The 13,558-nt window shown below is 44.7% G+C and carries 17 protein-coding genes; 9 read left to right on the forward strand and 8 right to left on the reverse strand.

All coding sequences use genetic code 11. The features are described 5' to 3' along the window. Positions 1-264: 264 nt before the first annotated feature. The 3 genes from R7E51_RS12670 to R7E51_RS12680 all read right to left on the reverse strand — a co-directional run bounded on the left by R7E51_RS12670 (position 265) and on the right by R7E51_RS12680 (position 2,981). On the reverse strand, positions 265-1,404 hold the full coding sequence (locus R7E51_RS12670) for a flagellin (RefSeq protein ID WP_206957661.1): 1,140 nt from the start codon (positions 1,402-1,404) through the stop codon (positions 265-267). Positions 1,405-1,546: 142 nt separating this feature from the next. After that, positions 1,547-2,449, reverse strand: a complete 903-nt coding sequence (locus tag R7E51_RS12675) for a Dyp-type peroxidase (RefSeq protein WP_136976114.1) — start codon at positions 2,447-2,449, stop codon at positions 1,547-1,549. A 46-nt stretch (positions 2,450-2,495) separates the two neighbouring features. Then, positions 2,496-2,981 carry a DUF2919 domain-containing protein gene (locus tag R7E51_RS12680; protein ID WP_025768263.1) on the reverse strand — a complete coding sequence of 162 codons (486 nt, stop codon included), beginning with the start codon at positions 2,979-2,981 and terminating at the stop codon, positions 2,496-2,498. Positions 2,982-3,125: 144 nt separating this feature from the next. On the opposite strand from R7E51_RS12680, the gene R7E51_RS12685 reads away from it, so the two are divergent. Both R7E51_RS12685 and R7E51_RS12690 read left to right on the forward strand, forming a co-directional pair. After that, positions 3,126-3,479 carry a DUF2956 domain-containing protein gene (locus R7E51_RS12685; RefSeq protein ID WP_005380437.1) on the forward strand — a complete coding sequence of 118 codons (354 nt, stop codon included), beginning with the start codon at positions 3,126-3,128 and terminating at the stop codon, positions 3,477-3,479. Between the two features lie 3 nt (positions 3,480-3,482). Beyond that, a complete protein-coding gene (locus R7E51_RS12690) occupies positions 3,483-3,815 on the forward strand; it encodes a DUF4156 domain-containing protein (RefSeq protein WP_005380435.1) in 333 nt (110 codons plus the stop codon). Between the two features lie 34 nt (positions 3,816-3,849). On the opposite strand, the gene R7E51_RS12695 is transcribed toward R7E51_RS12690, so the two are convergent. Beyond that, entirely contained in the window at positions 3,850-4,137 is a 288-nt protein-coding gene (locus R7E51_RS12695) for a winged helix-turn-helix domain-containing protein (RefSeq protein WP_005380433.1), read from the reverse strand. Between the two features lie 291 nt (positions 4,138-4,428). On the opposite strand from R7E51_RS12695, the gene R7E51_RS12700 reads away from it, so the two are divergent. The 4 genes from R7E51_RS12700 to R7E51_RS12715 are packed head-to-tail and all read left to right on the forward strand — an operon-like array spanning position 4,429 to position 6,847. After that, positions 4,429-4,779: an ArsC family reductase gene (locus tag R7E51_RS12700; protein WP_005380431.1), complete on the forward strand. Its 351-nt coding sequence runs from the start codon at positions 4,429-4,431 to the stop codon at positions 4,777-4,779. 18 nt (positions 4,780-4,797) lie between these two features. Continuing rightward, positions 4,798-5,934, forward strand: a complete 1,137-nt coding sequence (dapE, locus tag R7E51_RS12705; protein WP_005380429.1) for a succinyl-diaminopimelate desuccinylase — start codon at positions 4,798-4,800, stop codon at positions 5,932-5,934. A gap of 14 nt (positions 5,935-5,948) precedes the next feature. Beyond that, positions 5,949-6,647 carry a M15 family metallopeptidase gene (locus R7E51_RS12710; RefSeq protein WP_005380427.1) on the forward strand — a complete coding sequence of 233 codons (699 nt, stop codon included), beginning with the start codon at positions 5,949-5,951 and terminating at the stop codon, positions 6,645-6,647. Beyond that, a complete protein-coding gene (locus tag R7E51_RS12715; RefSeq protein WP_005380425.1) occupies positions 6,644-6,847 on the forward strand; it encodes a DUF2897 family protein in 204 nt (67 codons plus the stop codon). Before R7E51_RS12710 ends, R7E51_RS12715 begins: the two co-directional genes overlap by 4 nt. Positions 6,848-6,953: 106 nt before the next feature. On the opposite strand, the gene bamC is transcribed toward R7E51_RS12715, so the two are convergent. Together bamC and dapA are read right to left on the reverse strand one after the other, a co-directional pair. Then, positions 6,954-7,973, reverse strand: a complete 1,020-nt coding sequence (gene bamC / locus R7E51_RS12720; protein WP_005380424.1) for an outer membrane protein assembly factor BamC — start codon at positions 7,971-7,973, stop codon at positions 6,954-6,956. Positions 7,974-8,053: 80 nt separating this feature from the next. Further along, the gene (dapA, locus tag R7E51_RS12725) at positions 8,054-8,932 is read right to left on the reverse strand and encodes a 4-hydroxy-tetrahydrodipicolinate synthase (protein ID WP_005380422.1); all 879 of its coding nucleotides are present in this window, start codon (positions 8,930-8,932) and stop codon (positions 8,054-8,056) included. A 475-nt stretch (positions 8,933-9,407) separates the two neighbouring features. Between dapA and R7E51_RS12730 the strand changes: the two genes are divergently transcribed. Beyond that, a complete protein-coding gene (locus R7E51_RS12730) occupies positions 9,408-9,950 on the forward strand; it encodes a glycine cleavage system protein R (RefSeq protein WP_005380420.1) in 543 nt (180 codons plus the stop codon). Positions 9,951-9,966: 16 nt separating this feature from the next. After that, the gene (gene bcp / locus R7E51_RS12735) at positions 9,967-10,437 is read left to right on the forward strand and encodes a thioredoxin-dependent thiol peroxidase (RefSeq protein WP_005380418.1); all 471 of its coding nucleotides are present in this window, start codon (positions 9,967-9,969) and stop codon (positions 10,435-10,437) included. A gap of 85 nt (positions 10,438-10,522) precedes the next feature. On the opposite strand, the gene R7E51_RS12740 is transcribed toward bcp, so the two are convergent. Next, entirely contained in the window at positions 10,523-11,596 is a 1,074-nt protein-coding gene (locus R7E51_RS12740) for an AI-2E family transporter (protein WP_005380416.1), read from the reverse strand. A gap of 1 nt (position 11,597) precedes the next feature. Beyond that, positions 11,598-11,834 (reverse strand): sulfurtransferase TusA family protein, encoded by a 237-nt coding sequence (locus R7E51_RS12745; protein ID WP_005380414.1) that lies wholly within the window; start codon positions 11,832-11,834, stop codon positions 11,598-11,600. Between the two features lie 257 nt (positions 11,835-12,091). Between R7E51_RS12745 and R7E51_RS12750 the strand changes: the two genes are divergently transcribed. Further along, positions 12,092-13,543, forward strand: coding sequence for a beta-barrel assembly-enhancing protease (locus tag R7E51_RS12750; RefSeq protein ID WP_005394337.1), 1,452 nt, complete (start codon positions 12,092-12,094; stop codon positions 13,541-13,543). Positions 13,544-13,558 lie beyond the last annotated feature (15 nt).

Consider the following 13,558-nt stretch of genomic DNA (forward strand, 5'->3'; position numbering starts at 1 on the left):
TGGTGATTTCTCCAATTGATTTTCCGGTGTAGCGGTTTCCGACGTCTCGGAAAACCAAGTAGTTCTCTCAAAGTTACTTTTATTAACGGCGCATGCCCTGTTTTCTTTAGAGAAAATTTTGGATTTTTTTGAAAATAATTCGTTTGGAGGGGTAATCGTGACAAAGCGGATAAAAAAGCAAAAAAACTTTCATTTTTCGCTAAAGCTTCTTTTCGAATTGTCGATACAGGCAGGTTTTACGTTAAATTCGGGCAAGGCCGTTCATCAGCCAAGTAAAGTTAATGCTAGGTTGGGCGCTTGTTTTGCTTGTGCAAGAATAGAAGTACTGACCTGCTGCAAAATCTGCTGCTTCACCATTTGCGTGGTTTCTTTCGCGTAGTCAGTGTCTTGGATACGACTGTTGGAAGCAGCTAAGTTTTCGTGGATGTTATCGAGATTATTGATCGCGTGATTAAAGCGGTTTTGATACGCGCCTAACTCCGCACGACTGCCATCTACCGTTTTCAAAGCATCATCTAAAATGCCGACCGCCATCTGAGCGCCACCGACCGTGCTAATATCAATACTATCTACCGTTCTATTTACGGTGACATACTTGCCAAGTTCTAACTCATCAGCCAGGCCACCACTGAAGGTTGGTCCAGGGTATTTTATGGCGTCCTTGTGGGACATGAGTAACTGCAGTTGCCCCTCTTCATTAACAGACGCTTTCACTTTATCGGTTTGCCCATTAATGTAAGTCGCGAGTTCTTCTATATCGTCGCCAGCTTTAGCTTCAATACGGATCTCCTGCTCTTCAAAATTGTTATCACGGTAGCTGATAACAATTTCATTATTTCCGTTTTGAACCGTCCAATCTGAACTGACTCTTTGATATGATCTCATTGAAAAGCTACCTAAAGATTCCGGCTGCATGGTCCGCAGGCCAATTTGTACCGCTTCACCAGCCGTTGCACCGATTTGAAAAGACGATGTACCGAATGTGCCATTCAGCAATTTACGTCCGCCAAAGGAGGTCGTTTCTGCAATACGACTTAACTCATCATTTAAAGCAGAGACTTCTTCTTGCAGTGCAGTGCGCTCCGCTTTGCTGTTTGAACCGTTAGCTGATTGAAGCGACAAATCACGCATACGTTGCATAATGTTAGTCACTTCATTCATCGCCCCTTCGGCGGTTTGCATTATAGAAATGCCGTCATTCGCGTTACGTACCGCGACATCCAAACCACGCATTTGCGATTGTAGACGGTTGGAGATTTGCAGACCCGCCGCGTCATCTTTTGCGCTGTTAATACGTTTCCCTGAAGACAAACGCTCCATGGATTGGTTCAGCATGTCAGTTGCACTGGTCAAATGACGCTGTGCGACAAGTGCTGCAACATTGGTATTAACGGTGATCGCCACGAATAAAGAGTCCTAAAATTAAGGCTTTGAGTACTTATCGACCAAGTAACAGAAAAGTTTAGTGTTTTTTGAAAAGAGATTGGAATAGAAATAGAAAACAAAAGCCCTCCATTGGAGGGCTTAAGAAATGAAGTCTGAGAACTTACTTGATGGCTAGCTCCGCGAGCATTTCTTGCGAAGGCGCGAAAAAGTAAGCACCTGTTACCGCTTTTGTGAAACGAAGCATTTGGTCTGTTTTACCATCTGTTACGCCGTACATACTTTCTAGCATCACTTTGATGTTATGAAGTGTATTGCAGTAAGAAATGAACAACAGACCGTGAGCACCGGTCACCGTCCCATATGGTAAGCTGTGGCGAACAATCTTCAAACCTTTACCTTCTTCTTTGATATCAACGCGACCAACGTGTGATGCAGCAGGAACGTCTTCTAGCTCGATAGAGTCTGGCTTGGTACGACCAATCACTTTTTCTTGCGCTTTGACATTCAATCGATTCCAAGCGGCAAGGTTATGTTCAAAGCGCTGAGCCATAACATAACTGCCTCCAGCAAATGGGCCCTCTTTTACTAGAGCCACATCAGCGCGAGCCTCCCCTTTCGGGTTTTCTGTGCCATCAATGAAGTCTGTCATATCACGAGCATCAAGGTAACGGTACCCATATGTTTCGTCCACAATGGTGACATCTTGTGCCGTCTCTTCTAGGAACTTACGCAACACGTAAAAATGCAAGTCGTGACGACTCGAGTGACAGTGAATCAGTACATCTACGTCTGTTGCTGGAGCAACGATGTCACCTTCGCCAAGTTGAGTAAAATCAATAAGCTCTTCTGGCGCGTCTACATTAAGGTGTTCCCAAAACGATTTTGTGAATGCGATAGAAAGCGTCAGCGCTGTACCCGGCTGGGTAATGTTTAACTCTTCCACCAACTTTGGCAGTGCTTTCAGTTTTTCTAATACGTTTTCACGGTTTTGGTTCACTTTGAGTTGAGTGTACAGTGCAAATGGCCCGGCTTCTGGCACGATCGCCGTTTGAGCTTGTGACATTGAGGTTTCCTCTATTACTTTGCCCCAGAGTGGGAAGTTATTGTTTTTAATTCTTTGAATGCTGCTGTTCATCGTGCGCCAATTGTGGCACATGAAAACAGTCTTTTACCCATCTTCCATTTAGAAGATAGATCATAAACCAAGCTAATAAGGTAATGGTAAGGGCGTTTGCCCAATTAAACACTCCATGTTCTAGGTACACATGATACATGGTCTGAGCAAGTTGAATACCGCACAAGATCAAAGTGATCTCGCGACCATAGCGAGTAATTCTGTTTACCCATCCTCTGTCGGGATGACGAAGCCCCATTAACCACATAAGAAGCAAACTTGGAATGCCCATCGCCAAACCTAAATACAACGTACTTGAATCTGGGTAAACAATAGCGAGTAGCTTACTGCCACTATCACGACTTACACCAGCCATGGCAAACACCACCCATGAACGCACAAGAAACATCCATCCCACCCATAAAATGATCGGCGCCTTTAAAAATCCATGAGCGTCATATTGGTCAAACGAATAGCGCACAACATCTTCTTCTTTATGTGATAAAAACGTCACTTTAACCTATCGTTTCAGAGTTGCAAGCCAACAAAGATGAGAACTGAAGTTCATTTCAGCACCTTACACAGGTAAACTAAACAAAGATTTACAGCGACGTTGATGAGAAACATGAAAAAAAGAACTCCTGCCACCCCTGTGCCTTCTCAAGAAACTCAAGCCGAAGCGATGAGAATTGCCAAATCCACGCAGAAACCGGGGCAAACCAAAGAGCAAACCAAACTCATCGCTCAAGGTATCGAAAAAGGCATCGCGCAATATAAGAAACAACAAAAAGAGCGCAACCGCCAAGCCGATAAAGCGAAGAAAAAACAGCAACGTGAAAAACAACGTCAGCATGAAGAGATTATCGAACAAGACAATATCACCGACGATGCGCCAAACCATTCATCAAGCAAACTGCCTTGGACACTACTTGTTCTGAGCTGGATTGGCTTTGCTGCTTACATAGTATTGGGGAAATAGCTAATGAAACGCCTGTTACTTGGACTTTTTGTCGTGCTTCTAACGGGTTGCACGATGCCTTCTCACCTTACTCATGCTCAAAGTCAAGATGTTCATATTCGCATTGACGCGCAATTCGACCCTGAGCGATGCGAATACAAAGGCGAAGTCACCGGAAGTGAAGGCCATTGGTATAACTACATTTTCATGACTAATGACGCGATGATGCAAGGCGCGATGAACGATTTAAAAAACAATGCAGCGGCTATCGATGCGGACACCGTTTTTATGGTTTCCCCACAAGATTTTATCACTTCATTTAGCGTACTGGGTTCCGCCTACCGCTGCAATGGATGAGGCCTGAATATGAAAAAAGCCAGCAATTGCTGGCTTATGCACGAAATCCAAGACTGCTAGCGATATCTCTCTCCCGCTCTAGAACCCATTGGCTATCAAAAGGCCCCCAATCTGAAAGTTGATAATAGCCGTCATTATGACGTCGGCCATCTTGAACGAATATGAGTTCAATGCCGATCCCAGGTAACGCCTTGAGTACATCTTGAATAGTACGACGAGGCCACCCCGTTTTTTCGATCAACTTTGGCACATTCGGCCTTTCTAGGTTTTCCACCAACAAGGCCAAATATAGCCGCCTTGCAAAAACAGGACTCAATTCCATTGACACCTCCTAAAATTGTGCTGATTCATTATTTCGTTTTTGCTCAACGAGGTGTTGCGTTTGATCAATAACTCGACTTTTCCATTTGATTTAGACGAATTTTTATTCGATTTATAGCGCATTCATCGTAAATAAGTTATGTGACATTAGTTATCTCAATCTATCTGAAAATATTTTCCACCGCATTTTGTCAGTTTGATTGCTTCTTGATAGGATGCTTTAACAGCCCAAATCACTTAAGTGCGTCTTAACCGCGCCAGTGAAAAATAGAACAAAGAAAAAGGAAAGACTATGTCGATTACCATGTTTGGTATTCCCAACTGCGATACGATCAAAAAAGCCAAGAAATGGTTAGAAGCCGAGGATATTGCTTACGACTTCCATGACTACCGTAAGCAAGGCATTGATGCAGAAATGGTAAGTGAATTTTGTCGCGCTTTAGGTTGGGAACAGGTGCTCAATAAACGTGGCACAACCTACCGCCAATTAGCGCAAGAGCAGAAAGACACACTTAACGAGGAAAACGCCATCGCTCTTTTGGTAGAAAACCCTGCGATGATTAAACGCCCAATTTTAAAAGTGAATGATCAACTTCATATCGGTTTTAAAGCTGATCAATACGCTAGCATTTTCAACTCTTAAATAAAGGAATACTCAAGGATGACAGACAGTCCAGTATTGGCACTTGCTAAAGATCTGATCAGTAGACAGTCCGTAACGCCGGAAGACGCAGGTTGTCAGGATTTGATGATCGAGCGCTTAAAAGCACTCGGGTTTGAAATTGAAGTGATGGTATTTGAAGACACCACGAACTTCTGGGCTCGACGTGGTTCAGAAGCGCCGCTATTTGCGTTTGCTGGCCACACCGATGTGGTACCAGCTGGCAAATTGGAACACTGGAATACACATCCGTTTGAACCGACCATTATTGATGGTTACTTGCATGGCCGCGGCGCAGCTGACATGAAAGGGTCGCTAGCTGCTATGGTCGTTGCTGTCGAACGCTTCATTGAAGAAAACCCAGACCACAAAGGCTCAATTGGCTTTTTGATTACGTCAGATGAAGAAGGACCATTTATCAATGGTACCGTTCGCGTTGTAGAAACGTTGATGGAACGTGGTGAGAACATCGATATGTGTATTGTTGGTGAACCATCCAGCACCGACGTGGTTGGCGATGTAGTGAAAAATGGACGCCGTGGATCCATCACTGGTGATTTAACGGTAAAAGGAACACAAGGTCACGTGGCCTACCCTCACCTAGCCAGCAATCCAGTGCACGAGTCTCTACTCGCGATTCATGAACTCGCGACGACAGAATGGGACAAAGGGAATGATTACTTCCCACCGACTAGTTTCCAGATCCCGAATGTATCGGCTGGCACTGGTGCGTCTAATGTTATTCCTGGCGAGTTCCATGTTCAGTTCAACCTACGTTTTAGTACTGAGCTTAACAATGACGCAATTGTTCAGCGTGTTACCGAAACATTGGACAAGCATGAGCTGGACTACGACCTAAAATGGACATTCAACGGTGACCCATTCCTGACCGATACGGGCGCACTGCTAGACGCAGTTGTAGCTGCTGTGGCCGAAGTCAATGATACGAAGCCAGCGCTACTTACAACTGGCGGTACTTCTGATGGTCGTTTTATTGCTCGAATGGGAGGTCAAGTCGTAGAGTTAGGCCCTGTTAACGCTACGATTCATAAAGTGAACGAGTGTGTGAAAGTCGACGATCTTGAAAAGTTGACGGACATGTACGAAAACACGTTGAAGCACCTATTGGCGAAGTAATCAGCGAGAACACAATGACACCAGAGCAACTCACCGGAATCACTGATTCCCATCTTCAATCCACTTTAGTGGATCAAAAAGCGTTTCTACTCCACCCTGAAGTGGCTGACGATCTGCTAAAGATGATTGAAGCGGCAACAGAAGCAGGTTTCAAAATGGAAATCGCCAGTGGTTTTCGTGACTTTAATCGCCAAAAAGCCATCTGGAACGGGAAGTTTTCTGGTGAGTTGCCAATTCTCGACATCAACTCCCGCCCTTTGAATAAAGCAGAGTTAAATGACAAAGAGAAATTGATGGCCATTTTGCGCTGGTCGGCATTGCCCGGAGGAAGTCGTCATCATTGGGGTTGTGATTTTGATGTCTATGCGCACAATTTATTGCCTGCTGACACAAGACTCAAGTTGGAACCTTGGGAGTATCTTGAAGGCCACCAGCAGGCGTTCAACCAATGGTTAAAAGCCAACCTTGGTCGGTTCGGTTTCTTCTTTCCTTATCAACATGATTTAGGTGGCGTTTCGATTGAGCCTTGGCACATTAGTCACCGCGCTGTCGGGCAGCAATGCCTCGAGCAGTTGACGCTTGATGTACTCAGAAGCCAGTTGATTAAACAAAATCAGACCGACAACATTGCAGGGATTGACGTCATACTGAATAATTTGGATAACGTCGTTGCCAAATTTATTCACAATATCACGCCGCCGGAGGCTCTATGATAGAAATACTAACCAATCCTTGGGTCATTATTATTGTAGTGTTGAGCGTGGTCATTGGTAATATTGCCGCACTCAAATATACCGCAAAAATGAAGTTTGGTCAGATGGATAAAAGCCGTAAGAACGATTTAGATAAGCTGAACACATTGGATAAACAGCGCTACGCTGAAGAAGATAAAAACAAAAACGAGCCTCGTTAGTTACTCACCAGCTTCATCTCGACACATTTAATCTAAACATCAAAAAAGGGACCACTAGGTCCCTTTTCTATCATTAAGTAAACACGCCGCGTTAAGCTCGCTTTGTTTACTGCTTCACTGTTGCAGCCAATACAGGCGCTAGTGATTTCAAAAACTCTTCTTCTACTGGCTTGCCAGAGGAGTCGGTGATATTGATAGACGTACGGTTGCCTAAATCACCAAGTAAGAATGTGTACTTACCAGCGGCTAACTCCACTGGTTTAACGCCGATATCGTTCCAGAATTCATCATCCGGAGATGCATATTTCGCAGTGATTGTGCCCTGAGACTGGCTACGCTCTTCAATCTTAAAGCCCATCTTAGGTAGAATATTAGGCAGACGTTGCCAAAGCATGTTGTATTGCGCACGCGCGATAATCACTGGAAGTCCGCTGCGGTCTTTACCCATTGTGATTGGGATCTGTTTAACCAACTCTTGCGCTTTACGCTGTGCTTCTTCACGCACTTCTTGATCGTAGCGAGCGGTGACCAAGTTCGTCATGAACACATTGTAGCGCTCACGGTTGGTCGCCGTTACTTCTTTCACTTGATTGCCTTCACGCCAGTCAATAAGGCTCACCTTAAAGCCGTGTCGACCATTTGCTTCAGCGCGTACGATTTCATATCGGCTGCCAATTTCTAGCTCTTCATCTGGCGAATCCCAAGTCACCCATCCTGTCTCGATGCGAGAGTCTGTTTGGCTTTCAACTGGAATCTCGTTAGCCGCGACCATGTTTTGCACCGTTTGCCAAACTTTATCTAGTTCATCTTTACGAAGTAGCCAAAGTGTCACTTCACCATCACTACTGCGGTCTAGACGTGCACCGGGAATAAGCTCTAGGACTTGTTGAGGTGGACGAATGTCGACATCTTTACCGACACCACCAGCGTAGTTACCCTGAGGGATCTCGTAGTTAGGGTAAAACTGAGGCTGTGCACCCTGTGGGACATTCCACTCACCCAAATTTGGGGAGTTCAAATACTCGAAGTCATCTTTTGCTTGACGACGTTGATTAGCACCACCTGAACAGGCAGTCAATACGAATACAGCTAATGAACTTAACACTAACTGGCTTGAAAGCTTCATCTATACTCCTAAAACACCGAGGGCGCTTTGGCCCCCAGTATGAACTTCAATCCTAGTAACTCAATCTTAATAGCTCAATCTTAATAAATATGGGCGTCTGTTAGCGCCTGCTCGACGATCGGCTGCGATTTTTCAGAAAGCGTAGTTAAAGGAAGACGCAAACCACCTTCTTCAATCAAACCAAGCTTTTGCGCTGCCCATTTTACTGGGATAGGGCTTGCTTCGATGAAAAGGTTTTTGTGTAGAGTCATCAAGCGTTGGTTAATCGCTTCTGCTTCTTCGTACTTACCTTCACTTGCCAAATGGAACATGTCTGCCATGTCTTTAGCTGCAATATTGTTCGTTACCGAGATAACACCATTGCCGCCAAGTTTCACAAAATCCAGCCCTGTCGCATCATCGCCACTTAGTAAGATAAAATCTTCGCCACAAAGTTCACGATGAATTGCAATTCGTTCCAAATCGCCCGTTGCATCTTTTAGAGCCACGATATTATCAAGCTTTGACAAGCGTGCCACTGTTTCTGGCTGCATATCAACAGCAGTACGGCCTGGTACGTTGTACAAAATTAGAGGCACATCACTCGCTTCGGCAATTGCCTTGTAATGTAAAAACAAACCCTCTTGAGTTGGTTTGTTGTAATACGGTGTCACACTCAGGAAGCCAGCAATACCAGAATCAGCCAGTAATTTGCTAAATGTTACTGCCTCATGGGTTGCATTTGCACCCGTGCCAGCAATCACAGGGATGCGACCGTCGGCAAACTCAACAGTTTTATTAACGACCTTCACATGCTCTTCAATGGTCAGTGTCGCTGACTCACCTGTTGTGCCTACTGCCACAATACCGTCTGTACCCGCTTCAACGTGGTACTCTACTAGCTTTTGCAGACCGTCAAAGTCTACTTCGCCATCTGCTTTGAATGGCGTAATCAGCGCTACGATACTTCCTGAAAACATGTTTATCTCCCTCATTTAACTCTTTCTGCATGGTACTGTAATGCGATTGAAAAACACAAGAGCGTAAACTCGCTTACAAAGTACAAATGAATGAATAATTATCAGTTGTTAGAGGTCTAGCAACTTAATTGCTCTATTTGGTTTGATTAACGGCAATATTGATAATCGTGTTGGGCTTTCGAGTGACTTTAGAATCTATCAGTGATTTGGAAAATACTGAAGAGCACAAGCAAGGAAAATATACTCTTTGGTCTTGTTAGCCAAGTCAGATCTAAGTGAATAAAACGGCCAGACAATAGGCAAGCACATCATGCAAACGTTTTGTTTATCCTGTAGCCTGCATTTACTGTTTATTTCCCTCCGCTCCCCTCAACATCCTCCTGCTTTTTATAGACTAAAAAAGAACTGGCTCGATATTTCTTCGCAATATCTGTGCTAACATCTCTCTATTGAAGAAAGGACAAGAAGCTCATTTATGAAGCAACATCTGGTACTTACAGCAGTTGGAACGGACCGTCCAGGCATTTGTAACCAAGTCGTACAGCTCGTTACTCAAGCTGGTTGTAACATAGTCGATAGCCGTATCGCTATCTTTGGCAGCGAATTTACGCTGATCATGCTCCTGACTGGGAACGCCAGCAGCGTGACTCGAGTTGAAACGCAATTGCCCCTGCTTGGCCAAGAACATGACCTTATTACGATCATGAAACGCACAGCGGCGCACGAACTGCTCGATAACAGCTACACCATGGAAGTGTTTATTGAGTCTGAAGACCGCCCTGGGTTAACTGAAAAATTTACTAAGTTCTTCGCTGATCAGCAGATTGGTTTAGACTCTCTTAGTGCGCAAACCATCAGCAAGTCGAAAATTCAACTCGATTCTGACCAGTTTCACATTGCGATTACTGCATCTGTAAGCGCGGATTTTAATTTGATGCAGTTACAAGAAGACTTCGATGAACTTTGTAAGTCGCTCAACGTACAAGGTTCTCTGAATTTCATTAAAAACACACTATAAAGTAAAGGAAATCAAAATGAATACGCTGACAGCAGGCTCGCCAGCGCCAGCCTTCTCTTTGCTCGACCAAGACGGAAATACCGTTTCTCTTGAAGACTTTAAAGGCAAGAAAGTACTTTTCTACTTTTACCCTAAGGCGATGACGCCGGGTTGTACTACACAAGCAAAAGGCCTTCGTGACATCAAAGCTGAACTCGATGCACATAACGTGGTGGTACTCGGCGTAAGCATCGACCCTGTAAAGCGCCTAGGCAAGTTCATCGAGCGCGATGATTTAAACTTCACTCTGCTTTCTGATGAAGACCATGCCGTTGCTGACCAGTTCGGCGTTTGGGGCGAAAAGAAATTCATGGGCAAAGTATACGACGGTCTTCACCGCATTAGCTTTCTGATCAATGAAGAAGGCGTGATCGAACATGTGTTCAACAAGTTCAAAACCAAAGATCACCACGAAGTCGTATTAAACTACTTAAACGAAAACGCTTAAACACTTAAACGCTATTGTTTTTCTACAAACAAAAAGCCCAGCAAACTGCTGGGCTTTCTTTTAACCATCGTACCTTTGGTAACAACTACTCTTGTTCGACAGGTTCGTTTTCTTCCGTGCTTGGTAATGCATGCCATACGGCTTTGACTAATGTCGCTAAAGGAATGGCGAAGAACACCCCCCAAAAACCCCACAGCCCACCAAAGACTAATACAGCCACAATGATAGCAACTGGGTGTAAGTTTACTGCCTCGGAAAACAGAACAGGAACCAAGACGTTACCATCAAGCGCCTGGATAATACCGTAAGCAAGCAACAACCAATAAAACGGAGGCGTTAAACCCCATTGGAACAAACCAACGATAGCAACAGGTACAGTAACAGCCGCCGCACCGATATAAGGAATCAAAACCGACAGACCAACGGCTACGGCAAGCAACGCCGAGTAACGAAGGTCTAGAAGGGCAAAAGTCACGTAGCTCACACCGCCCACGATTAAAATCTCTAACACTTTACCGCGAATGTAATTTGATATCTGCTCGTTCATCTCATGCCAAACTTTATTCGCCAATTTACGGTTTTTCGGCAGAATACCGCTTGCGATTCGCAGCATTTCTTCTTTGTCTTTAAGCAAAAAGAAGATCAGAAGTGGCACTAAGATCAAATATACCGCTAGCGTTGCAATGCTAACTAATGAAGCAAGCGACCCTTTGACGACACTTTCACCCAGCCCCAATGCTTGGTTTTTGGCGTTCGTCACCACGGTTTCTACTATTTCTAAATTGGCTAGTTCAGGGTGGCGCTCTGGCAATGTGACAATAAACTTTTGTAGCCCGTTGTACATGTTCGGAATATCGTTAATTAGATTACCGACCTGAGTCCAAATCGTCGGAACCAAGCCAAACAAAGCAATTAACATCAACCCGACAAAGACCAAGATCACGATAATAACCGACAAGGTGCGCGGCACGCCTATACGACACATTTTGACAACTGGCCATTCAAGTAGATAAGCCAAAACGATCGCGACAAGTAATGGCGCAATCAAGTGTCCAAAGAAGTAAATGGTGATAAAGCCAAACAGCAAGATCGCGACGAGACTTACTGCGTGAGGGTCAGAGAAACGTCGTTTATACCAACGACTAACCATTTCAAACATCTTATGCGGATTCCTTATTGAAGACAGTCAATGTGTAGTGCTCTGATGTAGATTGGCAATCAACCGAGTACCCTTGGGCACTAAGATAGTTCACAATGTCTCGTTTAGAGCTGTTGTCCACCACTTGAATGACAAGTTGATGATACTGCTTTGCTTCTCCTTGAAAGACCTCAGCAGCATGACGCTTTGCAAGTAACAGTGCCATAGGACAACGTTGCTCACGCAAATCAAGTAACATGGATTCCATTGTATTGCTCTGCACTTATGATAGGGTTGTATTGTAACGGCTTTTTGAGCTGGTGCTAGCACTTCTGACATGATTTAACCACATGCTGAAATAGCTCGGATGTAAAATAATTTACGAAACCAATTCATTTATTTCCGGTCTTACTGTTAGCTTATATCCTCACGGATAACCAAAACGTATGTGGCGCTGTTAATAGGCTCTCGACCTGTAACCACATGCTTATGTATTTTGGAGAACCTTTTAAACGTATGTTAAAACGCACTCGCTCGCTAGTTTGCTTATGTCTTGCTGCTGCCATCAGTTCGCCGACAACTTATGCCAATAGCATTGACTTGCCAGACATTGGCACAGCTGCTGGTGGCACGCTTTCAATAGACCAAGAGTTGATTTATGGCGACGCCTATATGCGTATGCTCAGAGCCAGTAAACCTATCGTTAATGACCCTGTCATCAATGAATATATTGACTCTCTTGGGCACAAATTAGTGGCCAATGCGAATGATGTAAAAACGCCGTTCCACTTCTTTATGATTCGCGACCGTAATATCAACGCGTTCGCGTTTTTTGGTGGCTATGTAGCGCTGCATTCTGGGTTGTTTCTTCATGCTCGTTCAGAAAGTGAGCTGGCCTCTGTTGTCGCTCACGAGATAGCGCACGTCACACAACGTCATCTTGCTCGGAGTATGGAAGAGCAAGCACGCCGCTCTCCGGCCACATTAGCCGCACTTGCGGGGGCACTACTGCTTTCAATTGCCTCACCCGAAGCGGGGATGGCTGCAATTACAGCAGCAACCGCGGGCAACATGCAAAGTCAAATCAACTACACTCGTGCAAACGAAAAAGAAGCGGATCGCTTTGGTATTTCGACACTAGCAAAAGCCGGTTTTGATGTTCAAGCAATGCCAAGGTTTTTTGGCCGTCTTGCTGATGAGTATCGTTATGCGAGTAAACCGCCACCAATGCTCCTGACTCACCCTCTGCCTGAAGACCGAATTACCGATAGCCGTGCGCGAGCAAGAACCTATCCTCCAATGCGTGTTGTGCCTTCAATAGACTATCATCTAGCTCGCGCGCGCATTGTGGCTCGTTACGCTGGCATTGATGGACAAGCCGCCCTGAGCTGGTTTGAGAGAACCCAAAAGAAAGCCTCTGCGGACATTACACCTGCTTTTGATTATGGTCGAGCACTCGTGCATTTAGACAATAAACGCTTATCTCAAGCGGAACCAATTTTGAAAAAGTTACTGGAACAAGACCCAAGTAACCCGTTTTACTTGGACGCTATGACGGATTTATACATCGAGAAGAAGCAGCCAGAAAAAGCAACCGAGATGCTCCGTAAAGCGTTATCTCGTAACCCTCAAAATAAAGTATTGACCATTAACTACGCCAATGCGCTACTTGAGGACAATAAAAACGATCAAGCCACGCGAGTTCTTCAAAGATACACTCATGACTATCCTGAAGATACAAATGGCTGGCACCTAATATCGAAGAGCTACCACGCGCTGGGGCGTAGCGATGAAGAGTTGGCTGCTCGAGCAGAAATTTTGGCATTGCGAGCAAATTGGAATAAAGCGATTCAATATTATAGTGAAGCAAGTAAAATGGCCAAGTTGGGCAGCTTAGAGCAAGCGCGATACGATGCCCGTATCGACCAACTCATGATCCAAAGAGATCGATTCATGGCATTACAATAACGAAATGGAGAAAAC

This window comes from Vibrio sp. Vb1166, assembly GCF_033338695.1.
GTDB classification, from domain to species: domain Bacteria; phylum Pseudomonadota; class Gammaproteobacteria; order Enterobacterales; family Vibrionaceae; genus Vibrio; species Vibrio alginolyticus.